Genomic DNA, 23,285 nt, shown 5'->3' with positions numbered 1-23,285 from the left:
GCCTTACGCCTCCTCCTTGGTGTACGGGATGCCGTCCGCGGCCGGAGGCACAGCCCTCCGCATGAAGCCGGCCAGCACAAAGATGGTCGCGATGTGCGGCAGCACGGTGATGAACTGGTAGGGGATACGCGTGTGCACGACGCGCAGGCTGAGCGCGTCGAAGTACCCAAACAACGCCGAGGCCCCCAGGGCGCCCACCGGCCACCAGTTGCCGAAGATCATCGCGGCCAGCGCGATGAAACCACGGCCCTGCGTCATCCCTTCCAGGTAGCCCCGGCCCTGCTCGATCGACAGATACCCGCCGGCCAGTCCTGCCAGGGCGCCGCTTATGAGCACGCCCGCGTAGCGCATCACCGTCACGTTGATCCCAAGGGTATCCGCCGCCAGCGGGTGCTCGCCAACCGCCCGCAGGCGCAGCCCAAATACGGTGCGCAGCAGCACCCAGTGGCCGAGCCCCAGGAGGACCAGTGCAGACGGGATTACCGGCGAGATGCCGGTGGCAAGCGGAGCCAGGGCCGGCACGTCGCGCAGTACGGGCACGCTCCACGGCTCGAACCCGTTGATGCCGGGGGATTGCGTGGCCACGCCGAAGAAGAGGATGTTCAGGAACCGTGCCAGTCCAACCGCCAGCAGGTTCAACACCACGCCGCTGATGATCTGGTTCACGCGGAATGTCACAGCCACGACGGCGTGGACGAGCGAGAACAACACGCCGGCGGCCATCGCCGCCAGCATGCCGGCCACGGGCGCGATTGCGTGCGTGGCGCCGGCCTCGGACCCATGGACGGGGAGGATCGTGGCGACCAGGTGCGTCACCGAGGCGCCGAAGAACGTGCCCATTATCATGATGCCTTCCAGCCCGATGTTCACGACGCCGCCACGCTCGGAGTAGACTGCTCCCAGGGCGGTTAGGAGAATGGGCACCGTCAATCGCACCGCCGAGGCCAGCAGCGCCACGTTCAGGAGGGCGGCCAGCAGTTCCACGGCCTACCCCCCTTCCCCCACAGTTGCGTCGGACGGCCCGGCTACCGCGCGCTCGGCCTCGCGCTTGCGTTGCGCGCGGACGTAGCGGGTCACCAGCTCGTACCCAACCACGATCGCCAGGATGATCACCGCCTGCAGGATCGTGATCACCTCGCGCGGGACCCCTGAGAACACTTGGACTCCCTGCGCGCCCCGGTCCAGGAAGCCGAAGAGCAGCGCCGCTGGGACGACCCCCAACGGATCATTCCTGGCCAGCAGCGCCACCGAGATCCCCAGGAAGCCCAGTCCCTTTGGGAAGTCAATGTCGAAGTATCCAAAGAACCCGAGCACGTCGGACAGCCCCACCAGTCCTGCCACGGCGCCGCTGGCCAAGAACATGTAGAACTGCGTGCGAGCGATCCTGATGCCGGCGGCCTCGGCGGCATCAGGGTTCAGCGCCACGGCCCGGACCTCATACCCGAAGCGCGTGCGGGCCAGCAGATAGGCCGCAGCCAGGCACAGCACCAACCCCAGCGGCAGGAACCAGTTGAGCGCCGAGTGTTCCGGGATCCCTATCCCCACGAGCTGCAGCACCGGACGCAGCAGGGGAATGCGGGCGCTGTCCTCAAAGAGCGGGGTGCGAACGCGGGGCGTGCCCGCCTGCGTCGGGTCGCGGAAGACATCGGCGAGCAGGTACAGGACCAGAGCGGCGGCGATGTAGTTCATCATGATCGAGGTAATGACCTCGTGCGCCCCACGCCGGAGTTTGAGCACGATCGGAAGCAGCGCCCACAGCGCCCCGCCTGCGACGCCGGTCAGTACCGCCAGGGGCAGGTGGATGGCTGCGGGCAGTCCACGCACGCCAAACGCGACATACGCCGCCGCGAACGCGCCCACCGCGTACTGCCCCTCTACCCCGATGTTCCATAGATTCGCGCGAAATGAGAGCGCCACCGCCAGGCCGGCGAACGTCAGCGGGGTCGCTTTGAGAAGGATCGCCGCCACGCTGTCGGACCGGGTGAGGTTGAACCGCAGCATCAGGCCGTAGACTTCCAGGGGGTCCTTACCGATCGCCAGGATGATCCCGGAGGCGACGACCGCTCCGAACGCGATGGCCAGCAGGGGCGCCGCGGCCTGCAGCACGGCCAGCCGGACCCGCGTGCTCATGCCGGCACGCCCTCGGCGCGCTTGGCGCCGGTCATGTACAGTCCGATCTCACGCGGCGTGACGGTACCCCGGGGGAACTCGGCGACGATGGCCCCTGCGTGCATGACCGCCACACGGTCGGCCAGCGAGAGGACCTCCTCGAGCATCGCCGAGACCAGGACCACGGCCATCCCGGCAGAGCGGGCCGCCAGGATCTGACGCCGGACGAACTCGGTGGCGCCTATGTCCAGGCCCCGCGTTGGCTGAGCCGCGATCAGCACCGACGGCGCGAATCCGAATTCACGGGCGACGATTACCTTCTGCTGGTTGCCTCCTGAGAGCGCCAGCGTGGGCGTCCGGAGCGACGGCGTACGCACGTCGAACCGCTCCGCCCGTTCGCTCGCGAAGCTGCCGATGGCGCCGCGATCGAGCAGGAATCCACGTCCGAACTCCGGCCGGACGTGGTGCCCCAGGATCAGGTTCTCCCACACCTCCAGGGGGAGGACCAGACCGCGTCTGTGCCGGTCTTCGGGGATGTGGGCCACACCCATCAACCTGATCGCCCGGGGCCCGGCCTGGGTCAAGTCCTCTCCCATTATGCGCAGCCGCCCGGCCGCCGGTGCCCGCAGGCCCACCAGCGTCTCCACAAGCTCGCTCTGACCGTTTCCCTCAATACCGGCGATGCCCAGGATCTCCCCTGCCCTTACGGAGAACGACACCCCGCGCACCGCAGGCCTGCCGCGGGCTCCCGGCACGGCCAGGCCCTCGACCTCCAGGCGGACGGGACCGGGTTCTACCGGCGGCACCTCGAGTTCCATCAGAACGGGACGCCCCACCATCATCTCGGCTATCTGGGCCTTGGTCGCGCCCGCCGCCTCGAGGGTGCCGACAACGCGGCCGCCGCGCAGCACCGAGATACGATCGGCGATGTCTAGGACCTCCTCCAGGATGTGGCTGATGAACAGGATGGTCTTGCCCTCCGCGCGCAGACGCCGCAGGTTGGTGAAGAGGTCGTCAACCTCCTGGGGCGTGAGCACCGCCGTGGGCTCATCCAGGATGAGGATCTCGGCCCCCCGGTATAGCACCTTGATGATCTCCACGCGCTGCTGCTCTCCGACAGACAGCGTGCCGACCTCCGCATCCGGATCGAGCGTCAGGCCGTACTGGTCGGCGAGGGCGCGAATCTGCGCGCGCGCCGTGTTCAGGGACAACCGGCCCGCCCGCGCCGGTTCGGATCCTAGGATGACGTTCTCGGCCACGGAGAAGCGTGGGATGAGCATGAAGTGCTGGTGCACCATGCCGATGCCCGCGGCGATGGCTCGGCTAGGGCTGTCGAGCGTGACCCGATGGCCACGGATCGCTATCCATCCCCCGTCGGGCTCGTAGAGCCCGTAGAGGATCTTCATCAGTGTGGACTTGCCCGCGCCGTTCTCCCCAACGAGCGCATGGATCTCACCGGGCGCGACCGCCAGGGAGATGCGGTCGTTGGCCAGCACCCCTGGGAACCGCTTTGTGATCTCGGTGAGCTCGATTACGGCGGACATATGCGGAGCGGGGGCGGCGCCGCGCGCCGCCCCCGCAGCAGGCCTAGCGCTTGATCCCCTTCAGAAATGCCTCCAACTGCGTCTTGTCGGATGGAACCTTGATCTTTCCGGCAATGATGTCCTTCTTGAGAGCTTCCAGCCGCGGCACGATATCCTTCATCATCTCGCGGTTGTAGTCGTTCACGGCGTAGCCCACGCCGCCTTCCTTCAGCCCAAACGACTGGACGCCGGCCTTGTAGGTACCGCCCACGATCGCCTTGATCGTCGAGTAGACCGCCACATCCACGCGCTTCATCATGCTGGTGAGGATGCGCCCGCGCTGGTCGGGCTTGGCCGTCAGGGACTGATCGGCATCCACGCCGATCGCCCACTTCTTCTTGGCCACCGCGGCCTCGAAGACGCCGATTCCGGTGCCGCCCGATGCGTGGTAGATGATGTCCGCTCCGCGGTCGTACTGGGCGGTCGCGAGCTCCTTGCCCTTCACCGGATCGCGGAACGCCTCGCCGGTCGTCCCGGCGTAGTCAGAGAAAACCTGGACGCCGGGCTTGACGAACTTCGCACCGGCGATGAAACCGGCCTCGAACTTCTCGATCAGGGGGATCTTCATCCCGCCGACGAACCCGACCTTGCCCGTCTTGGACTTCAGCGCCGCCGCGGCGCCAACCAGGAAGGATCCTTCGTGCTCGTTGAAGAGCAGGCTGGCCACGTTGGGTTCCTTGTCAATGAACCCATCCACGATGCCGAACTTCACGCCCGGGAACGCCTTGGCCACGCGGGTGATGCTGTCGGTGAACAGGAATCCAATGCCGAAGATCAGGTCGTACTTCTCGCCGGCCAGGAGGCGCAGCAGCTCCTCTCGGTTTTCGCCGCCCGCGGTCGGCTCCAGGTCTTTCGTCTGGACCCTGGCCCCAAACTCCTTCTGGGCCCGCGCTAGACCCGCGTAGGCCATGTCATTGAAGGACAGGTCTCCCCGGCCTCCCACATCGTAGACCATTCCTATCAGCAGCTTCTTGGGGGCCTGCGCCTGCGCGGCCGGAGGACCGGCCGACCATACCAGTACCGCCAGCGCCACGAGTACCAGCGCCGCAGCGCGCACCGCGACCTGCTTCATCCCAACCACCCCTCTCTTCACCTGCTGTCTGGTTGTTCTTGTGGTACTTCTGGCCGGACCGATGGGAGTCCTTCGGGCGCCTCTGGGAGGCGCCGGCTACGATGTTGGCGGCGCCTTCTTGCGCAGAAGCCGGTCGAGATCATCGAGGCCGATCAGCACCTCGCGGGGGTTGCTTCCCTGCACCGGCCCCACGATCCCTCGGGTCTCCAACTCGTCCACGAGACGGGCCGCGGTCACGTAGCCTATGCGCATCTTCCTCTGGAGCAGGGACACCGAGCCGTACCCGGTCCGTACGACCAATCTGGCGGCCTCGACGAGCCGCTCACCGTCGGCCGATTCCTCGGTGGCCGCGGACTGCTGCGCCTCGACCAGCGCCGTGTCGTAGACCGGCGTGCCTTGCCCCCGCCACCATCCGACGAGCGTACGAATCTCGTCGTCCGCGATGTACGCGCCTTGGGCGCGGATCGCCCGGGAGACGCCCAGCGGCATGAAGAGCATGTCGCCGCGGCCCAGCAGCTTCTCCGCTCCTGGGCCGTCCAGGATCGTCCGGCTGTCCACCTGGCTGGAGACCGCGAATGCCAGACGCGATGGGATGTTGGCCTTGATCAGCCCGGTTATCACGTCCACGGAGGGCCGTTGCGTCGCCACCACCATGTGGATTCCGGTGGCCCGGGTCATCTGGGCAAGGCGGCAGATGATGTCCTCGAAGTCGGCCGGGGCGACCATCATGAGATCGGCCAGCTCGTCAACGATGATGACGATGTAGTACAACGGCTCGACGTCGGCGAGTTGGTTGTAGCTCTGGATGTTGCGCACGCCCGCCGCGGCGAACAGCTCGAAGCGCTGCTCCATTACCCTCAGCATGTCCTTGAGCACGCTGGCGGCCTGGCGGGGGTTCGTGACCACGGGCGTGAGCAGGTGAGGGATCTCGTTGTAGTCGGTGAGTTCCACTCGCTTGGGATCAATCATGACGAGCCGAACCTGGCGGGGGGTGCTGCGGAAAAGAAGGCTGGCAATCATCGCGTTCAGCGCCACCGACTTCCCGGACCCGGTCGCGCCGGCAATCAGCATGTGGGGCATCTCGGCCAGGTCGGCCACGATTGCGTGCCCTGCGATGTCCTTTCCGATCGCGACCACGAGCGGAGAGGTGGCCTTCTGGAACACCTCCGCCGCCAGGATCTCCCTGAGATGCACCAGACTTGCCTTCAGGTTGGGCAGCTCGATCCCGATGGCCGACTTCCCTGGTATCGGCGCCTCGATCCGCACGCTCTGGGCGGCCAGGTTCAGGGCGATGTCATTGGTGAGGCTGGTGATCCGCTGGACCTTCACCCCGGGCTCGGGCTGCACCTCAAAGCGCGTCACCACCGGCCCGACCTCCCAGTGCACCACATGCGCCTTGACCCCGAAGCTCTCCAGCGTCTGCTCGAGGGCCCTGGCGGTCTCGGCCGGGTCAACCCGGCCGCGCGCCCTGGCTCCCCCACCCTCCCCTATCATTGACATGGACGGAAGCTGGTAGTCCGCGGTGGCGAAATCGAGCCGTTCCTGCTGGCCCCGTTCCTGTGGCCTCGATGCCCTGGGTTGCGCCTTGGCGCGTACCAATGGTTCGGGTGCGTGTGGTTCGGGTGCGTGAGAAGGGACGCCTTCCGGTTCCTGGGAAGGCGGCACCTGGGGTGCCTCAGCCGTACGAACGGGCCCGCGCAGATCCGGTGCGACTGCGATCTCGGTCGGGGACTGCTCTGCCCGGCGTTCCCTGCGCAGGTAGGCCTGGATCGCAGACCAGAGAGTGTGAGCCCCTGCCTCGAGAAGACGAACCAGGCCCGCGGCAAGACGCGCGACCAGGCGCAGAAGCACGACCACGACGAGGATCCCGCCCCGCGCGGCGGCGCGGAGGCCTGCCCCTGCCGACGCGAGCGTTACGCCGGTCAGCAGGCAGAGGCTCGTCACCGTCAGTACACCGATGGCCACCCACATCCCGTTCCGTCCCAGACCCCGGGCAAGAACCCATGTGAGGCCGCCCCCGACCACGCCTCCGCCTCGCCCCTCCAGGCCCGCGCCCAGGAGATCTGCGCCGCCGGTCCAGGCGTGCAGCGCCAGCAGGGCCGTCGCCGACGCCATCAGGAAGCCCACGATCCTCCGGCTGAGGCGGGCGCGTTCGCCCGCGGCCATCAGGATCAGGCCGGCGACCAGAACGTAGGAAGGGAGGGCCGGGGCAGCCGTGCCCAACAGGAGGCGCTGCCAGCGGGCCAGCAACAGGGGGATACCGGTCGCGCCCGGCAGGTATGCTAGCCCGAGCACGATCGCAACCAGCACGAGCGCCCATCCGGCCGCCACCGGCCGGTTGTGCGAGGGCGGGCGGGACTGCCTTCGCCTGGCCATTCCGTCTACCTCGCCGTCAGCAGAACCAGCAGGCCGACCAGCCAGCAGTAGGCGCTGAACGCGATCAGCCGGTGGCGTCTGATGAGATCAACCAGCCACAGGATGGCCAGCCCGCCCGAGATGCCGGCTACGACCGCGCCCGCCAGCAGTTCTGGCGGCGCATACCCCATGCGTGTGGCCATCCCGGCGTCCTTCAACGCAAAGGCGCTGGCTCCTGCGATTGCCGGGATGGACATGAGAAAAGACATCCGGGCGCTCTCGGTGCGCTGCAGGCCGAGCGCCAGGCCGGCAACTATCGTGACCCCTGATCGCGAAATCCCCGGCACTATCGCCAGGGCCTGTGCCAGGCCAAGGACCACGCCATCCCTTGCCGTGACCTCACCGGCAGATCTCGTGCCGCGTTCGCGGCTCCAGAGCAGGATCAGGCCGGTTATCAGGAGTTGTACCGCGGTAGCGCGGACCGATTCGAACATACGCTCCAGCGGACCGGCAAGCGCGAGACCCAAGGCGGCTGTTACCGCGGTGGAGATCACGATCGCAACTGCCATCCGGGCCGCGGGATCCGGAGGGTGTACGCGCGGCTCTGCGGCCCCCCGCAGGAGCCCTGGAATGCTGCGGACGATCCGGAGGACGTCCGGCCAGAACAGCACGCAGGCAGCAAGGGTGGTGCCGATGTGCAGCGCGGCCTCCAGCACGAGCCCTGGCCTGGACATGCCCAGGTAGTGCTCGGCGAAAAGCAGGTGGGCGGTGCTGCTGATGGGGAGGAACTCGGTCAGCCCCTGGACGATTCCAAGAACCACAAGGTCGAGCACGGGCACACCGGCAGGGCTCACGCTTGGGCCGGCATCAGGCCCAACGCGCGCAGCACAACCTGAATCTGCTCCTCCTCCTTGGGCGTTGCATCCACCAGGGGCAGCCTGACCCGCCCGCAGTCGAGGCCGGCCAGCCGCAACGCGGCCTTCACCGGTACCGGGTTGGTGGTTATGAACAGCACCTTGAAGAGCGGCCACAGGCGGCGGTGCAGGCGCAACGCCTCTTCGACCTTGCCGGCGAGGAAGGACTGAATCATCGCCTGGATCTCAAGGCCGGCCAGGTTCCCGGCGACGCTCACAACCCCCACTGCCCCAACCGCCAGTTTAGGTAGAGTCAGGCTGTCGTCGCCACTGTAGATGCTGAACCGATCAGGCGTCCTCACGCGGATCTCCGACACTTGGTCGAGACTTCCGGCGGCTTCCTTGACGGCGACGATGCTTGGGATCTCGGCGAGACGGGCTATCGTTTCAGGCATGCAGTTCACACCGGTGCGGCCCGGGATGTTGTACAGCATCACCGGCAGCGGCGTGCTCTCGGCGACGGCCCGGAAGTGGGCGTAGAGCCCGTCTTGCGACGGTCGGTTGTAGTAGGGGTTCACCAGGAGCAGGCCGTCTGCGCCCGCGCGGTGCGCCTCCTTTGACAGGTGGATCGAGTGCGCGGTGTCGTACGTTCCGGTTCCTGCGATCACCTTGGCCCGGTCGCCGGCCGCTTCCTTCACCGCGGCGAAGAGCCGGATCTTCTCGTCATCGGAGAGCGTCGGAGACTCCCCGGTGGTGCCGGCAACCACCAGGCCGTCGTTCCCGCTCGAAATCAGGCGGCCGGTCAGCGCCGCGGCCCCGGCGTAGTCAACCCGGCCGTCGGCGTCGAACGGCGTTACCATTGCGGTTATCAGGTGGCCGAAGAACGGCATCGTCATCCCCCCTGGTGCCGCGCTGTCTCCCCGCGGCGAAACAGCATGCCTGCTGCCAGCATGTACTCGGCGATCTGCACCGCGTTGAGGGCGGCGCCCTTGCGCAGATTGTCGGAACAGACGATCAGGCTCAGCCCGTGCGGGTCGAAACGGTCGGCCCTCAGGCGGCCAACATACACCGGGTCTCTTCCAGCAGCCAGCAGGGGTGTCGGCACGAGGTCGGCCGAGGGGTCGTCCACGACCTCAACACCGCGTGCCCCTCTCAGGACGGCCCGGGCCGCGTCGGGAGCAAGAGGTCGGGCCAGGTCCAGGTGAACCGCGAGCGTGTGTCCCACCAACACGGGCACGCGCATCGCCGTCACGCTGATCAGGAGGTCGGTGGCCAGTATCTTCCGCGTCTCCGCAACGATCTTGTTCTCTTCCTCGGTCTCGCCGTCCGATTCCCATCTCCACTGCGGCCGGACGTTGAAGGCCACGGGCGACGCAGTCCCGGCGGCCGCGGTGATGCGATCCGCGTCACCGGTCTCCAGAGCATCGGTGGCCTCGAGCAACCCCTGGCTCTGCGCCAGGAGCGCCCGCATGTTGTCCGCGCCGCCACCGGAGACCGACTGATAGGTCGCCACGATGCAGCGACGGATTCCTGCGGCATCGTGTATCGGCTTCAGCGCCATGACCAGGGCCGCAGCGACGCAGTTCGGGTTGGCGATCACACCCTGGTGCCCGCGCAGCGCGCCGGCGTTGACCTCCGGGACAACGAGGGGCACCCTGGGATCCATTCGCCACGTGGATGAGTTGTCCACCGCGACCCCACCGGCTTCGGCCACCGCCCACGCCAGGCGCCGGCTGGCGTCGTCGCCTCCGGCAAACAGCACTAGATCCGACTCCAGCACGCCGTCGCCGGTCTCCTCGACCGGGACCGCCCTGCCGCGAAAGACCACGGTCCGGCCGGCGGACCGGGCAGTGGCAAACAGCCGCAGCGAGGCGGTGGGGAATCCCCGCTCCTCTAGAATCCGGACCATCGCGCCGCCCACAACGCCGGTGGCGCCGATCACCGCAACACGAAGTCCGCCGACCATCACTGCCCCTCCGGTTGACTAGCGCAATCCTAGCAGGTGCTCCAGTCCGTAGACCAGGCCGCTCAGCTCGGGCACGCGGCGGACCGCCAGCAGCAGCCCGGGCATGAACGACTCCTCGCTCGTGGAGTCGTGCCGGATCGTGAGGACCTGGCCAGGGCCACCGAAGATGACCTCCTGGTGCGCGACCAGGCCGGGCAGACGTACGCTGTGCACGCGGACCCCTTCGACTACGCCGCCCCGCGCGCCGGTAACGAGTTCCTCCCCGGATGGGGCAGCGGCCGGCAACGCGGTGGCCGGGGATTCGGCCCGGACCGATGCGATGGCGCGCGCGGTCTTCTCCGCGGTGCCCGAGGGCGCGTCGCGCTTGCGGTCGTGGTGTAGTTCGATGATTTCCACCTGTTGAAGGTGGGGCGCGGCAAGCCGGGCAAACTCTATCATCAGGACCGCGCCGATCGCGAAGTTGGGAGCGATCACGGCACCGATCTTGCTCTGGGCCGCCAGTTCGCCCAGGAGCTCGATGTCGCTCGCAGGGATCCCGGTGCTTCCCACGACCGGCCGGATGCCGGCCTCGATTGCTGCGCGGGCGTGATCTGCGGCCACCCGCCCCGGTGCGAACTCCACCAGCACGTCCGGGCCCGCGGCGATGATGGCTTCCACGGAGTCGGTTACCGTGACACCCAGGTGCCTGGAGCCGGCCTGCTCTCCGGCATCTTGCCCGATTGCCTGGTCGCGCTCCAGGGCGCCAACCAGGACCATATCCGGCTCGCGAGCGATGGCGCGGATCGCGGTCCGGCCCATACGACCGGCAGCACCACTGACGGCAACACGGATCGTATCCATGACGGGAGGCGTTCGACGCCGCCAGCAGGAATTCCCTTTCAGGCGGCGCCCTAGTTTCTGAGACGGGGTTCCGGGCTCCTATTGCCGGGTTGCCAGGATGCCCACCGACCGGTCGAAGGCACGTTCCAGCGGCGCGCGCGGGGTGCCGTGCACCCCGAACGGCCCTATGGCGGCCATCGCCATCTGGTCGGGCGTGAAGATCTCGGCTGCCATGCGTTGCACCGCGGCCCCGTCCACCGCGTCTATGCGCCCCAGGATCTCGTCCAGGTCTATCTGCCGGCTGTGGTAGAGCTCTGAGCCCGCCAGCTTGTTCATCCGGCCGCTGGTGCTCTCGAGCGGGAGCATGACGCTGCCCTTGAGCGACTCCTTTGCGCGCTGCAGCTCGGCCTCGTCAAGAGGATCGGACAGCGCCGCGATCTCCTCCATGATGAGGCGCACGACCTCAGGGCCGTTCTTGGGACTCATGGCCGCGTATACGACCGAGAGCCCGCCCTCCCGGTACGAGGCCGGATACGACGCGATGCTGTACACGAGTCCGCGCTTCTCCCTGATCTCCTGGAAGAGGCGGCTGCTCATCCCTCCACCAAGCAGGTTGTCGAGCACTGCCAGCACGTACCTGTCCTCGTCGGCCGCCGAGCAGCCTCGCGTGGCGACGCAGAGATGCACCTGCTCAATCTCCTTCGATCGGATGGTTACCGCCGGCGTCAGCGAGGGACGGAGAGTCTCCTGCGTGACCGTTCGGCCGTCCCACTGCCCGAGGTGGCGCGCGATGAGCTCCGTGGCCGCCCGGTGTTCAACGTCCCCTGCAACAGCCACGAGGACGTTGTCGGGTCTGTAGCGCTCCTCGACGTACCGAACGAAGTCGGCGCGCTTCAGACGGGAAACGGTCCTGCGCGTCCCGATGACCGGCCTGCCGAGCGGGTGCCCGTTCCAGATCGTCTGAGCGATCAGGTCCTGCACCATCGCGTCCGGCGAATCCTCGTACATCTTGAGCTCTTCCGTGATGACCTGCCGCTCTCGCTCGATGGCGACGGGATCGAACGAGGAGTTGAGCAGCATGTCCGCCATCAACTCCACGATCGGTGGAAGGTGATCCGCCAGCACCTTCACATAGATGCAGGTGTGCTCCTTGTCGGTGAAGGCGTTCATCTGGCCGCCCAGCGCGTCCACCGCCTGGGCGATTGCCAGAGCAGACCGGCCGCGCGTGCCCTTGAAGAACAGGTGTTCTAGGAAGTGCGAAACGCCGTGGACCTCAGCGGCCTCGTACCGTGACCCGGCCCCGATCCACAGGCCAATCGCCGCGGTGCGAACCTGCGGCATGGCCTCGGTCAATACCCGAATGCCGTTAGGCAGCACCGACCTATGCGTCGGATCCATCGAGGCCTGCCGCGGTTCGGTTACGGATGCGGCCTGCGGGGAGGCCTGCCGCTGCCATCGCGCCGTCGCGGCGGGCGCCCGCCGCGGGCGTCACCTGGACGCGGACGGGGTGATCGCGGCCTGTGCTCTACGTCGGCTGGCTGGGGCTCGTCGGCCTCCTCCTCCCATCCTTCCGGGGGAGGCTGCGTACCGCGGTGCGTAAGGTTGACGCGACCCAGACTGTCAATCTCCTTCACCTTCACCTGGAGCTCATCGCCCACCTTGACCACGTCCTCGACCTTGTTGACACGGCCGTAGGATAGTTCAGAGATGTGCACCAGGCCTTCCTTGCCGGGCAGCAGCTCGACGAACGCCCCGAAGTTCAACACCCGCGTAACGCGGCCCTGGTAGGTCTCTCCCACCTGCACCTCGCGGACGATGCCCTCGATCATGGCCATGGCGCGCCGGGCCGCGTCCTCGTTTACCGAGGCGATGAATACACGCCCATCCTGCTCGATGTCTATCTTGGCCCCTGTATCCGCGGTGATCTTGTTGATCACCTTGCCTCCAGGACCGATGATCTCGCGGATCTTCTCGGGGTTGATCTGCAGCGTGAGGATGCGCGGGGCATGAGCCGACAGCGTGACACGGGGGGCGGGCAGGGCGTTGGACATGGCGTCCAGGATCGTGAGCCGGGCTTCCCGTGCCTGCTCCAACGCCTCGGTCAGCACGCCCTGTCGGAGCCCGGATGTCTTGACGTCCATCTGGAGCGCGGTAACGCCCTCGCGCGTGCCTGCGACCTTGAAGTCCATGTCGCCCATGGCATCCTCGATGCCCTGGATGTCGGTGAGGATGGCATACTTGCCATCGGTCCCTGAGATTAGCCCCATGGCAATCCCGCCCACGGCGGCCCGGATGGGAACGCCCGCGTCCATCAGCGACAGGGTAGAAGCGCACACCGCAGCCATGGACGTGCTTCCGTTCGATTCCAGGACCTCGGAAACCACGCGGATCACGTAGGGGAACTGCTCCTGATCAGGGATCATTCGTTCCAGCGCCCGCTCGGCCAGGGCACCGTGCCCGACCTCGCGGCGGCCGGGGCTGCGCAGCGGACGGGCTTCACCCACGGAGAACGGTGGGAACGAGTAGTGGTGCATGTAGCGCTTCTCTTCGCGTATGCCTATGTCATCCAACCGCTGCCTGTCGTCACCCGTTCCCAGCGTAGCAATCGCGAGGACCTGGGTCTGCCCCCTCTGGAACAGCCCAGACCCGTGCGCGCGGGGCAGCAGGCCCACTACGCATGCCAGCGGCCGGATCTCCTTTGTTCCACGGCCGTCCGGCCGGACTCCATCCTCGAGAATCCTGCGCCTGACCGCTTCCTTTGCGACGGAGGAGATGATTTCGCCGATCGCTCCGGCGGCAGACGGTAACTGCTCGCCGATCTTCGCGGCCACCTCCGTCTCCACGGCACGCAGCGCGTCCTCTCGCGCCAGCTTCTCGGGGCTGGCCAGGGCCTGGAGCACAAGTGGCAGGGCCGCGCTGCGAACCGCGTCCTCCATCGCCGGATCGTGCTTCACCAGCGATGGGACGCGTGCGGGCTTGCCGGCTGCGGCCGCCAGCTCGCGCTGCGCGGCCACGATGCGGCGAATCTCGGAGTGCGCCCGCGCGATCGCCTCGATCAACCGTGATTCGGGTACTTCGTCGGCACCGGCCTCAACCATGATGATGGCGTCTTCGGTCCCGGCTACGACCAGGTCGAGACGGCTCTGCTCCTCCACCTGGCGAAGGGTAGGGTTCACCACGAGATCGCCCTCGATCAGGCCCATCCTTACCGCACCAATGGGCCCTCCGAACGGGATCCCGGACAGAACCAGCGCAGCGGACGCGCCGTTCACCGCGGCGATGCCCGGGTCGTTCTCCTGATCGGTGGAGAGCACGGTGGCAACGATCTGGACGTCATTGCGGAATCCCTTGGGAAACAGCGGACGGATCGGCCGGTCAATGAGGCGGGAGGTCAAGATCGCCCTCTCGCCCGGGCGCCCTTCCCGCTTGAAGAAGCCGCCAGGGATCTTCCCGGCGGCGTACATCTTTTCCTCGAAATCGCACGTCAGAGGGAAGAAGTCTATCCCTTCCCTCGGGGTGTCCGACATCGTCGCGGTCACAAGGACGACTGTCTCGCCGCACGTTACCGTAACGGCCCCGGAAGCCTGCTTTGCCAGCAGGCCGGTTTCAAACACCATCCGGCCAGTGCCGATCTCGGCCTCAGCGCGGCGGACCAACGCTGCAAGGTTCATGAGGATATCCCATCCTTCCCACACGGACTAGGGTAGTATCGTGCTGGTTCCCGTGAATCGTGCTGGGTCCCGGGCGCGCGTGGCAGCCCGGAGTCAGCGCCGCAGGTCCAGCGATTCCACAATTCGCCGGTAGGCGGCGATGTCGGCCCTCTCGAGATAAGCAAGCAGCCGCCGGCGCTGCCCCACCATCTTCAGCAGGCCCCGTCGTGAGTGGAAATCCTTTGCGTGATTCTTGAGGTGCCCGGCGAGGTGATTGATCCGTTCGGTGAGCAACGCGATCTGCACCTCGGGTGATCCTGTGTCCTCGTTGTGTCGCCGGTACTTACCGAGGATTCCCTGCTTGGCCTCACGCTTAAGCATCTTTGCTCTCCTCAATCCCGCACGGGCGGGATGTCAAGATGACGAACGCCCGCGGCCGGGAGGGCGTCGGAGCAACGCGCCTCCCCGCCGGGGTCAGAGCAATCGTAGCACACCGTCTCCAGGGGCGCAAACCCTTTCGCCCTCACCCGTCCGCACCGCTACCTGTACTCTCCAGGCATGCCCTAACGGCAATGAGATCCTCTGCCATCCGGACCTCTAGGGTCTCGCGGTCCGGGAATCGCCGCTCATCTCGAAGCCTGGAGACGAACGCCACATCAACCGTCTGCCCGTAGAGGTCCTGGTCCGCATCCAGCAGGTGCGCCTCCATCGTCTGCGGTCCGGCGCCGAACGTCGGCCGCACGCCGATGTTAACCGCGGCCATGTGAATCTGGCCGGTTACGGTGGCATAGGCGGCATAGACTCCCGGGCACGGCACCACCTTCTGCGGGCTGATCTGGAGGTTGGCCGTGGGCACTCCCAGGACCCGGCCGCGTCCGTCGCCTGCAACGACCTCTCCCCGGACCGTGTACCAGCGGCCCAGCCATTGGGCAGCGGTCCTGACGTCTCCGACCCGAAGACGCTCGCGGATCCCGCTGCTGCTGATGACCGCTCCGCCGTTGTGCACAGCCGGCACGACCGTCACACCAATCCCCCGAGCACCGGCCCACCCCTGGAGCATTGCGATGTTGCCCTCGCGACCGCGGCCGAAGGCATGGTTGGAGGACACAACCATCTCGCGAGCCCGGAGCCGGCCGGACAGCATCTCCAGCCAGCCAGCGGCCGAAACCTCGCGCAATCCCGCGTCGAACCGTACGATCAGCAGCGTGTCAATCCCCAGGGGGGCGAACAGATCGGTCCGTTCCTCGATCGTTGTCAGCAGGAAGGGCTGGTCCGGCGGCGCGACCACAGTCAGGGGGTGAGGATCAAACGTGGTGGCCACGGACCGCAGGCCTCCACGCGCGGCAGCCGACCGCAGCGCGGCAACCACCGCCCGGTGTCCCAGGTGGAGCCCGTCGAATGTCCCCAGGGCCACGGCGGCCGGCCCGGTATCCGAAGGCAGATCCTCCAGCCCGCGTACAACGTTCATCGCGCGCCTGTCCCTCTGAGAACGCGAGACGGAAGCAGACGCCCGGCCTCCACGCGGCCCACGGCCACCAGACCCCGCTCGTCACGGAGGCGGATCGGCAGGTCCGCTGGCAAACTTGCCCACCCGGGGATCTGGAACAACGGGATCGCCATACCATCCAATACCTGGCGGCGTTGAAGTGCTGTGAGATCCACCACGGGCAGGTGATTCAGGGCCTCATCAGGCGGCACCAGAAGGCGCGCCAGATCCTCGGCCCCGGAGAGCTCCTCCAGCGTGAGGCTGGAGTCGAGTGTGAAGCGACCGACGCGCGTGCGCAACACGAAGGAAGCGTGCCCGCCTACGCCCAGCCGCCTGCCCAGATCGCTGGCCAGAGCCCGAATGTAGGTTCCCTTGGAGCACTCCACCTGCACCAGCGCGGTAGCACGGGGCCCGGGGACGAACTCCAGCAGGCGAATCTCGAAAACCGTGACCTGGCGGGGAGCGACCTCCACGACCTCCCCGCGCCTGGCATGCTCGTAGAGTCTGCGCCCTGATCTGCGCACAGCCGAGACCATGGGTGGGACCTGCTGGATCGCGCCCACGAACTCCGTCAGCGCCTTCCCCAGCGTACTTGCGGTTAGGCCAGAAGCATCGCTCCCGCCCACCACTGCACCGTACGCGTCGCCGGAATCGGTCTCAACGCCGAAGGTGAACTCGGCGCGATAGCCCTTGGGCTGGTCCGACAGAAACTCGGCGATGCGCGTTGCCCGGCCCACGCAGAGCACGAGCACACCTGAGGCGCCGGGGTCGAGTGTTCCGGTGTGCCCGATCCTGCGCACCCCGGTGAGCCGCCGCAGCGCGTCAACCATGTCGTGCGAGGTCATCCCAGGCGGCTTGAGCACGTTGACCGCCCCGGAGATGTGGGCCGGGTCCGGCGTCAGGGGTCTACGCGTCATTCTCCACCGAATGGATCGCGCGTGACGCCGCCGAGCGTACGCGTGGTGCGGCTTCCTCGATGGTGCAACTCATCTGGGCTCCGGCTGCTCCGGCGTGTCCTCCGCCACCCAGTGCACGGGCCATGAGGTCGGCGCGCACACCGTCCCTGGCCCGAAGCGAAACCCGAACGGAGTTCCCCCGATCTTCCAGCACAACGGCCAGCCGAACGCCCGAGATCGTTCGAAGCACAGCGGCGATTCCCGCAACGTCATCCGACCTGGCACCGGCAGCGGCCAGCATCGCCGGTGTTACGATGGTCATGGCTATCGCGCCGCCCTCGTAGTGCTGGACAGCAGCCAGGGCGTGGCCCAGGAGCCGCACAGCGGGCGCGGGCTGTTGCTCGTAGACCGCGCGCACAATCTCCCCGAGGCTCGCTCCCAGTTCCATCAACTCCGCGGCCAGCCGAAGCGCGCGGGGCGTCGTGTTGGCGAACCGGAAGACGCCCGTATCCGTCACCAGGGCCGCCAGCAGGCAGGTGGCGATCTTACGATCAACGCTCACTCCCATGGATGCAATCAGATCCATGACCAGCTCGCCAACCGCCGAGGCCTTCGGATCCCAGTAAGTCAACTGGGCATCCAAGGGGGACTCGCTGTGATGGTCAATGGCGACCAGAGTCCCGGCGCGTTCCAGGACCGGCGCCAGACACCCGGCCCGATCCGGGCTACTGCACTCCAGCGCGACCGCGACAGGAATCCTCACGTCGTCGGGAACGCCCCTGACCACCCTGCTCGCACCGGGCAAAAACGCGAGGGAGTCGGGTACGCCGTCCTCGCACGCGACCGTCGCGTCCACGCCGATCTTCTCTAGCGCGCCGGCCAGCGCAAGGCCGGCGCCCAAGCAGTCACCGTCGGGGTCCAGGTGACAGACGATCAGCACCCGGCCGCTGGTCCTAAGCGTCCGGGCTATGGTCTCCCGAGGGTCCACGCGCTCCCTCCTGGTCAACTTCACGCAGCAGGGACGACACGCGGGCCCCGCGCTCGATGGACTCGTCGAGGCGGAAGAGGATCTCCGGCACGAACCGCATCGCCAGCCTGGCGCCCAGCTGGGAGCGGACGTACCCCGTTGCCCGATTCAACCCTGCCATCGTCCGCTGCTTGGCCTCCTGGTCACCGAGCACGCTCACGAATATCTTGGCGTGACGAAGGTCCCCGCTGACCACCACGTCGGTTATGGAAATGAACCCGATGCGCGGGTCCTTGAGGCCCTGCCGGATAATGTCGCTGGCCTCGGTTCGAATCACCTCGGCAAGCCGTTGGGCGCGGGTGCCAGCCATTGTCTCCTGCTCCATCACCGGATTTCGACCTGGAACTCCATCACGACCAGGTCCGCCTGGCGCTCGACGAAATCGGCCACCTTGGCCAGGACTGCGTGCGCGTGGCTCGTGGAGGTCGAAAGACAGGCGAACGCAACGGTCGCGCGTCGCCAGTTGTCCTGGTGGTCCACCTCGGCGGCGCAGACACGAAACCGGTTCTGCGCCCTTTCAATCAATCCCGTGACCAGACGGCGCTTGTCCTTCAGCCCTCTTGCGCCTGGCAGGCTCAGTTCAACGCGGACGACGCCGACGATGATCTGCCCATCCTCCAAGCCCTTCCCGCGGACTTCTACGCGGGTACTTCCTGCACCTCATACGCCTCAACCAGATCGCCTTCCTTGACGTCGTTGAAGCGTTCCAGACCGATGCCGCACTCGAACCCGTCGGACACCTCGCGAACGTCCTCCTTGAACCGGCGCAACGAGCCGATCCGCCCATCGTACACCACGACGCCGTCCCGGACGATCCGGGCCTTCGCGCCGCGCACGACGCGACCCCCTGTCACGTACGACCCGGCGACCACCCCCAGGCGAGAGATGGTGAACACCTGCCTCACCTCGGCCTGCCCCAGGACTACCTCTAGGACCTTCGGCGCGAGCAGGCCCTTCTGCACGGCCGCCAGGTCGTCAAGCGCCTCGTAGATCACACGGTACACGCGCAGGTCCACGCGCTCTTCCTCGGCGATCCGCCGCACCTGGGCTTCGGGCCTCACGTTGAACCCTACAACAACGGCCCGGCTGGCCGAGGCCAGCATGATGTCCGATTCGGTCACGTTGCCGACCGCCGCGTGCAGGACGGTAACCTTCACCTCAGGCCCGGATAGCTTGGGAACGGCCGCCTGAAGTGCCTCGACCGACCCGTGCGCGTCGCCCTTGATGATGACGCGCAACTCCTTAGGCCCCTCCCCTGGCGGTGCGACCACCCCGGGATGCGCCGCGGCCTGCTCGGATGCGCGACGGCGATCCCGACGCTCCTCCGCCGTTGCCCGCGCGATCCGCTCGTCGCGCATCGCTTCCAGGAGGTCGCCGGCCTGGGGGACTTCCACGAGCCCCAGGACCTCTACGGGCGTCGAGGGCGTCGCTTGATCCATCCGGGCGCCCCGCGCATCCATCATGGCTCGGACGCGGCCGTGGGTCTCCCCGGCAACAACGGCGTCTCCAACCCGCAGGCGTCCTTCCTGTATGAGAACAGTCGCCACAGGTCCCCGGCCCCGGTCCAGGCGGGCCTCGATGATCGTCCCGCGCGCGGAGCAGTCCACGTCGGCGCGCAGATCCTGGAGTTCGCTCACAAGCAATATCATCTCGATCAGATGGTCCAGCCCGGTCTTCTGTCGGGCGGACACCGGCACCATGATCGTGTCTCCGCCCCACTCCTCCGGCACCAGACCCAGGTCGGCAAGCCCCTGCTTGACGCGGTCGGGATTGGCCTGGGGCAGGTCCATCTTGTTGATGGCCACCACTATGGGCACTCCTGCCGCCCTGGCATGGTTGACCGCCTCGACGGTCTGGGGCATGACGCCGTCGTCGGCCGCCACAACCAGCACCGCCACATCGGTCACCTGCGCGCCGCGCGCGCGCAAGGATGTGAAGGCAGCGTGCCCCGGCGTGTCAATGAACACCACTTCCCGGCCGCCGGACTGTACCACAGAAGCCCCGATGTGCTGCGTGATTCCTCCGAACTCCGCCTCCGCGACTCGGGTCTGGCGGATCGCATCGAGAAGCGTCGTCTTCCCATGGTCAACGTGCCCCATGACCGTGACCACGGGCGGTCTGGCGACGGCACCCTCACCTGCGGCCACGACCATCCGATTGATCTTCTGCACCGCCTGCTGCGCTGCCGGCACCGGCCGCGGCCGGTGCACAACGGTGCCTAGCGACTCGGCGACCTGGGTGGCCATGTCCGCCGGGATCTGTTGGTTGATCCCGGCCAGAACGCCCTGGTCGAGCATACGCCGCACGATCTCACCAGGTGCAACGTTCAGCCGCGACGCGAGTTCGCCCACGCTGATCGGACCTGTCAACTCGATCTCCGCCGTGACCGGGAGAACCGCCTCCACCGCGGTGATCTCGACCGGACGCGCCCGCACGCGTCGCCTGCGACGGGGCAGGCGGAACACGGGCCGGCGAGGCTGAATCGCGGGCTTGCCGGGCGGTTTGCCAGGACCCGCGGGCGGGCGGCGCCTGTCACCCGTGTCCGGAACCCTCGGCGGGAGGACTATCGGCGGAGGAGGCGCACCGCGACCGGCCGGCTCGCGTGGCGCCTCCTTGACGATTTCTCGCTTGGGCGGCCTGACCGGCTCGATCTTGACCTCCCTCGGCCGCGGAGGCGACGGGACAACCTTAGGCGGCGCAGGAGGCGCCTCGACGACGCCCGCGGCCGCATGCGGAACTGGTGCGGGCGTCACCGCTGCGGCAGGGGCTGCGGCGGCAATCACGACATCTGCCGGAGCAGCGGGGGCCACTGGGCTAACGGGGATTGCGGCGGCTGCGGGAGCTGCGGGGGCCGCGGCAGCCGGACGGAGTTCAGGCACTGCCTGGGGCTGCGGCACCGCTGGCGCCTCGGGAGGCGCGACCGGCTCTACCACCGGCTGCGGGGGAGGCACAATCTTCCGCATGCCCAGTATCCGCTCCCCGGTTGGGGTCTTGGTCTCGGGCCGGATCACGACAGGCGGTGGCGGCGCTGCGGCGGCGGGAGAGGCGGCCTGCTTCTTCCCCTTGGAGGGCCGCGTGGCAGCAATGTGCACCCGGACGCGCTGTTCGGCCACCACGCTCAGGCTGCTGCTGTGGCTCTTGACCGGCACCTTTAGCATCGCCAGCACATCCACTAGCTCTTTGGTGCTCAGCCCCAGTTCCTTTGCCAGTTCGTACACCCGCATCCAGCGGCCTCCTCTAACCCCGACCCGGGAGCTGCGCGCCGCGGTCAGCCGCCGCGCGCAGCTCCTCGACGATCGCCTCAGGGACTGCTATCTCGAGCGCATGCTGCAGCCGGCGCTCCCGCACCGCTGTCTCGGCACAGGCGGTATTCGGACAGATGTACGCCCCGCGCCCAGACACCTTTCCCGTCAAGTCCACGCGCACCTCCCCCGCAGGCGTGCGCACTACCCGTACCAGTTCACGCTTCGGTCGCACCTGCCGGCAGGCAACGCATTGGCGCTGTGGCACGTGCCTGGCCGGTGACATCTGTCCTGCCCGCCCGCTATGCCGGTGGCTCGTCCGCGGCGACAGGGGCGGCGGCTGTCTCGGCCAGGACCGGCTCTTCCTCAGGGAGATCCACGAAGATCTTCTGCGCCTCGATCTCCCTGATCTGCGTCTCGTTCTTGATGTCAATGCGCCAGCCGGTCAGCTTGGCCGCCAGCCGCGCGTTCTGGCCCTCGCGTCCGATGGCAAGCGACAACTGGTGGTCCTGAACGATCACAAGCGCCGTCTTGGTCGGCTCGGAGATCTCAACCCGCACCACCCTGGCAGGGCTGAGCGCGGCCGCGGCGAACTGCGCGAGGTCTGGGCTCCAGGCGACGATGTCTATCTTCTCGCCGCGGAGCTCGTCCACGATCGCCTGCACGCGCGATCCCTTCGGCCCGACGCAGGCACCCACCGCGTCCACGTTGCGATCCCGGGACGCGACCGCGATCTTGCTGCGCGTGCCGGCCTCGCGAGCGATCGCCTTCATCTCCACGATTCCCTCGTAGACCTCCGGCACCTCTATCTCAAACAGCCGCTTGAGCAGTCCTGGGTGGGTGCGCGAGACCACGATCTGCGGACCCCTTGTGCCCTGTCGCACCTCGACCACGTAGGCCTTCACCCGCTCACCCTGCCTGTATCCCTCACGCGGGATCTGCTCCGGGGGCGGCAGCACGGCCTCGATGCGGCCGAGGTCCAGGAAGACGTTCTTCCGCTCTATTCGTTGCACGATGCCGGTGACGATGTCGCCCTCACGGTCGCGGAACTCCTTGTAGACCATCTCCCGTTCTGCTTCACGGAGCCGCTGGACGACAACCTGCTTGGCGGTCTGCGCCGCGATGCGCCCGAAGTCCTTGGGCGTGACCTCGACCTCAACCATCTCGCCCACCTGGGCCGTGGGGTCCCACTCACGCACCTGTGCAAGCGCGATCTGCAGCGTCGGGTCGTCAACATCCTCCACCACGGTGCGCACCTGGTAGGCCCGCATCTCACCGGTCGCGCGGTCCATCTCGATGCGCATGCTCTGGGCGGTGGCACCGAAGTTCTTCTTGTATGCGGACAGCAGGGCCGCCTCGATCGCGTCTATGATGACGTCCTTGCCGATGCCCTTCTCTTCCTCGATCTGATCGAGCGCCCGCAGCAGCTCCAAGTTCATGACCTACCGCGCCCCCCCTTGGCAAGATCTTGACGAAGATCCTCCATCCCCACGACCAACCGCGCCGAGGCGACCTGCTCCAGCGGCAGCCGCACCGACTGGCTCTCCACATCCACAACAACGCTGCCGGCGTCAACCCCGGCCAGCCGTCCCTTCCACCGACGGCGCCCATCCACGGGTTCGCGCGTCTCGAGCTCGATCTTGCGCCCCGCGAACCGGCGGAAGTCGCCCTCTCCGTGCAGCGGCCTGTCCAGCCCCGGCGACGCAACTTCTAGAACATACGCGTGCGGGATCGGGTCGTGCAGATCCAGCGCGCGCCCCAGTTCCTCGGAAATCCTGGCGCACGCATCCACGGTCACGGGTTCCTCCCCCTCCACGCTGACCCTGATTAGCGGGCGCCGCCCTTCCCCGACGATCTCCACGCCGGCCAGGACGTACCCCCACCGGCCCGCAACCGAAGCGGCTAGGCGCTCGACTTCGTCCTTCCATGGTGCGTGTCGCACGTACCCGTCTCCTCACCCCGCCGCATGAAAAACGAGCGGGCAACCTCACCCACTCGCAACGACATGCCTGCCGGCGGAGAGCCGGACGCGTTCTGCAGCGGTCTTCGCCGCAATGCTACCACAACGCCTAACGGCCAGGCAAGGCCTTGGAGCGCAGGGCAGCCGTTTCGGAATTTGGAGCCGGAGAGGCCAGCGCCCTGTCGCACGTCGGGGCCGTTCAGGCGGTGTTGTGGCGGCGGCTGCCTGTCGGGGCATTTTCGGGGGACTGTGCCAGTGCGCCGGGA

General features: G+C 67.4%; 21 protein-coding genes. All 21 read right to left on the bottom strand.

Annotated features, from left to right (window positions below; genetic code table 11):
• Nucleotides 1-3: 3 nt before the first annotated feature.
• The 21 genes from FJX73_02665 to FJX73_02565 all read right to left on the bottom strand — a co-directional run bounded on the left by FJX73_02665 (nt 4) and on the right by FJX73_02565 (nt 23,001).
• Nucleotides 4-978, bottom strand: a complete 975-nt coding sequence (locus FJX73_02665) for an ABC transporter permease (GenBank protein ID MBM3469679.1) — start codon at nt 976-978, stop codon at nt 4-6.
• A 9-nt stretch (nt 979-987) separates the two neighbouring features.
• Nucleotides 988-2,130: an ABC transporter permease gene (locus FJX73_02660; protein MBM3469678.1), complete on the bottom strand. Its 1,143-nt coding sequence runs from the start codon at nt 2,128-2,130 to the stop codon at nt 988-990.
• Complete coding sequence (locus FJX73_02655) at nt 2,127-3,653, bottom strand: ABC transporter ATP-binding protein (GenBank protein MBM3469677.1); 1,527 nt, start codon at nt 3,651-3,653, stop codon at nt 2,127-2,129. Before FJX73_02655 ends, FJX73_02660 begins: the two co-directional genes overlap by 4 nt.
• A gap of 43 nt (nt 3,654-3,696) precedes the next feature.
• Nucleotides 3,697-4,764, bottom strand: a complete 1,068-nt coding sequence (locus FJX73_02650) for a BMP family ABC transporter substrate-binding protein (GenBank protein MBM3469676.1) — start codon at nt 4,762-4,764, stop codon at nt 3,697-3,699.
• 96 nt (nt 4,765-4,860) lie between these two features.
• Nucleotides 4,861-6,735, bottom strand: coding sequence for a DNA translocase FtsK (locus FJX73_02645; GenBank protein MBM3469675.1), 1,875 nt, complete (start codon nt 6,733-6,735; stop codon nt 4,861-4,863).
• Between the two features lie 410 nt (nt 6,736-7,145).
• Nucleotides 7,146-8,150, bottom strand: a complete 1,005-nt coding sequence (locus tag FJX73_02640) for an undecaprenyl-diphosphate phosphatase (GenBank protein MBM3469674.1) — start codon at nt 8,148-8,150, stop codon at nt 7,146-7,148.
• The gene (gene dapA / locus FJX73_02635; GenBank protein ID MBM3469673.1) at nt 7,970-8,869 is read right to left on the bottom strand and encodes a 4-hydroxy-tetrahydrodipicolinate synthase; all 900 of its coding nucleotides are present in this window, start codon (nt 8,867-8,869) and stop codon (nt 7,970-7,972) included. The genes FJX73_02640 and dapA overlap by 181 nt, the downstream gene beginning before the upstream one ends.
• On the bottom strand, nt 8,866-9,939 hold the full coding sequence (locus FJX73_02630) for an aspartate-semialdehyde dehydrogenase (protein MBM3469672.1): 1,074 nt from the start codon (nt 9,937-9,939) through the stop codon (nt 8,866-8,868). Before FJX73_02630 ends, dapA begins: the two co-directional genes overlap by 4 nt.
• A gap of 18 nt (nt 9,940-9,957) precedes the next feature.
• Complete coding sequence (locus tag FJX73_02625) at nt 9,958-10,779, bottom strand: 4-hydroxy-tetrahydrodipicolinate reductase (protein MBM3469671.1); 822 nt, start codon at nt 10,777-10,779, stop codon at nt 9,958-9,960.
• A gap of 78 nt (nt 10,780-10,857) precedes the next feature.
• Nucleotides 10,858-12,156, bottom strand: coding sequence for an insulinase family protein (locus tag FJX73_02620; GenBank protein MBM3469670.1), 1,299 nt, complete (start codon nt 12,154-12,156; stop codon nt 10,858-10,860).
• A gap of 20 nt (nt 12,157-12,176) precedes the next feature.
• Entirely contained in the window at nt 12,177-14,429 is a 2,253-nt protein-coding gene (locus FJX73_02615) for a polyribonucleotide nucleotidyltransferase (GenBank protein MBM3469669.1), read from the bottom strand.
• Nucleotides 14,430-14,522: 93 nt separating this feature from the next.
• Entirely contained in the window at nt 14,523-14,789 is a 267-nt protein-coding gene (rpsO, locus tag FJX73_02610; protein ID MBM3469668.1) for a 30S ribosomal protein S15, read from the bottom strand.
• A 142-nt stretch (nt 14,790-14,931) separates the two neighbouring features.
• Entirely contained in the window at nt 14,932-15,876 is a 945-nt protein-coding gene (locus FJX73_02605; GenBank protein ID MBM3469667.1) for a bifunctional riboflavin kinase/FAD synthetase, read from the bottom strand.
• Nucleotides 15,873-16,811 (bottom strand): tRNA pseudouridine(55) synthase TruB, encoded by a 939-nt coding sequence (gene truB, locus FJX73_02600; GenBank protein MBM3469666.1) that lies wholly within the window; start codon nt 16,809-16,811, stop codon nt 15,873-15,875. The genes FJX73_02605 and truB overlap by 4 nt, the downstream gene beginning before the upstream one ends.
• Nucleotides 16,801-17,802 carry a hypothetical protein gene (locus tag FJX73_02595; GenBank protein MBM3469665.1) on the bottom strand — a complete coding sequence of 334 codons (1,002 nt, stop codon included), beginning with the start codon at nt 17,800-17,802 and terminating at the stop codon, nt 16,801-16,803. Before FJX73_02595 ends, truB begins: the two co-directional genes overlap by 11 nt.
• On the bottom strand, nt 17,744-18,127 hold the full coding sequence (gene rbfA, locus FJX73_02590) for a 30S ribosome-binding factor RbfA (GenBank protein ID MBM3469664.1): 384 nt from the start codon (nt 18,125-18,127) through the stop codon (nt 17,744-17,746). The genes FJX73_02595 and rbfA overlap by 59 nt, the downstream gene beginning before the upstream one ends.
• A gap of 14 nt (nt 18,128-18,141) precedes the next feature.
• Nucleotides 18,142-18,438: a DUF503 domain-containing protein gene (locus tag FJX73_02585; GenBank protein MBM3469663.1), complete on the bottom strand. Its 297-nt coding sequence runs from the start codon at nt 18,436-18,438 to the stop codon at nt 18,142-18,144.
• Nucleotides 18,439-18,455: 17 nt separating this feature from the next.
• Entirely contained in the window at nt 18,456-21,041 is a 2,586-nt protein-coding gene (gene infB / locus FJX73_02580) for a translation initiation factor IF-2 (GenBank protein ID MBM3469662.1), read from the bottom strand.
• Between the two features lie 13 nt (nt 21,042-21,054).
• Nucleotides 21,055-21,345, bottom strand: a complete 291-nt coding sequence (locus tag FJX73_02575; GenBank protein ID MBM3469661.1) for a YlxR family protein — start codon at nt 21,343-21,345, stop codon at nt 21,055-21,057.
• 16 nt (nt 21,346-21,361) lie between these two features.
• The gene (gene nusA, locus FJX73_02570; GenBank protein ID MBM3469660.1) at nt 21,362-22,498 is read right to left on the bottom strand and encodes a transcription termination/antitermination protein NusA; all 1,137 of its coding nucleotides are present in this window, start codon (nt 22,496-22,498) and stop codon (nt 21,362-21,364) included.
• Nucleotides 22,495-23,001 carry a ribosome maturation factor RimP gene (locus tag FJX73_02565; GenBank protein ID MBM3469659.1) on the bottom strand — a complete coding sequence of 169 codons (507 nt, stop codon included), beginning with the start codon at nt 22,999-23,001 and terminating at the stop codon, nt 22,495-22,497. Before FJX73_02565 ends, nusA begins: the two co-directional genes overlap by 4 nt.
• Nucleotides 23,002-23,285: the final 284 nt, after the last annotated feature.

Source organism: Armatimonadota bacterium (genome assembly GCA_016869025.1).
Taxonomy (GTDB): Bacteria; Sysuimicrobiota; Sysuimicrobiia; order Sysuimicrobiales; family Humicultoraceae; genus VGFA01.
Note: the sequence above shows the minus strand (reverse complement) of the source record. Positions and strands in the feature narration are given on the sequence as shown.

Coding starts and splice junctions, on each gene's coding strand:
- rpsO (MBM3469668.1), bottom strand. CDS start 14,789: ATGCTTAAGCGTGAGGCCAAGCAGGGAATCCTCGGTAAGTACCGGCGA.
- rbfA (MBM3469664.1), bottom strand. CDS start 18,127: ATGGCTGGCACCCGCGCCCAACGGCTTGCCGAGGTGATTCGAACCGAG.
- infB (MBM3469662.1), bottom strand. CDS start 21,041: ATGCGGGTGTACGAACTGGCAAAGGAACTGGGGCTGAGCACCAAAGAG.
- FJX73_02630 (MBM3469672.1), bottom strand. CDS start 9,939: ATGGTCGGCGGACTTCGTGTTGCGGTGATCGGCGCCACCGGCGTTGTG.
- FJX73_02660 (MBM3469678.1), bottom strand. CDS start 2,130: ATGAGCACGCGGGTCCGGCTGGCCGTGCTGCAGGCCGCGGCGCCCCTG.
- FJX73_02655 (MBM3469677.1), bottom strand. CDS start 3,653: ATGTCCGCCGTAATCGAGCTCACCGAGATCACAAAGCGGTTCCCAGGG.
- dapA (MBM3469673.1), bottom strand. CDS start 8,869: ATGACGATGCCGTTCTTCGGCCACCTGATAACCGCAATGGTAACGCCG.
- FJX73_02645 (MBM3469675.1), bottom strand. CDS start 6,735: ATGTGGGTGGCCATCGGTGTACTGACGGTGACGAGCCTCTGCCTGCTG.
- nusA (MBM3469660.1), bottom strand. CDS start 22,498: ATGAACTTGGAGCTGCTGCGGGCGCTCGATCAGATCGAGGAAGAGAAG.
- FJX73_02615 (MBM3469669.1), bottom strand. CDS start 14,429: ATGAACCTTGCAGCGTTGGTCCGCCGCGCTGAGGCCGAGATCGGCACT.
- FJX73_02650 (MBM3469676.1), bottom strand. CDS start 4,764: ATGAAGCAGGTCGCGGTGCGCGCTGCGGCGCTGGTACTCGTGGCGCTG.
- FJX73_02625 (MBM3469671.1), bottom strand. CDS start 10,779: ATGGATACGATCCGTGTTGCCGTCAGTGGTGCTGCCGGTCGTATGGGC.
- FJX73_02620 (MBM3469670.1), bottom strand. CDS start 12,156: ATGGATCCGACGCATAGGTCGGTGCTGCCTAACGGCATTCGGGTATTG.
- FJX73_02605 (MBM3469667.1), bottom strand. CDS start 15,876: ATGAACGTTGTACGCGGGCTGGAGGATCTGCCTTCGGATACCGGGCCG.
- FJX73_02575 (MBM3469661.1), bottom strand. CDS start 21,345: ATGTCACCGGCCAGGCACGTGCCACAGCGCCAATGCGTTGCCTGCCGG.
- truB (MBM3469666.1), bottom strand. CDS start 16,811: ATGACGCGTAGACCCCTGACGCCGGACCCGGCCCACATCTCCGGGGCG.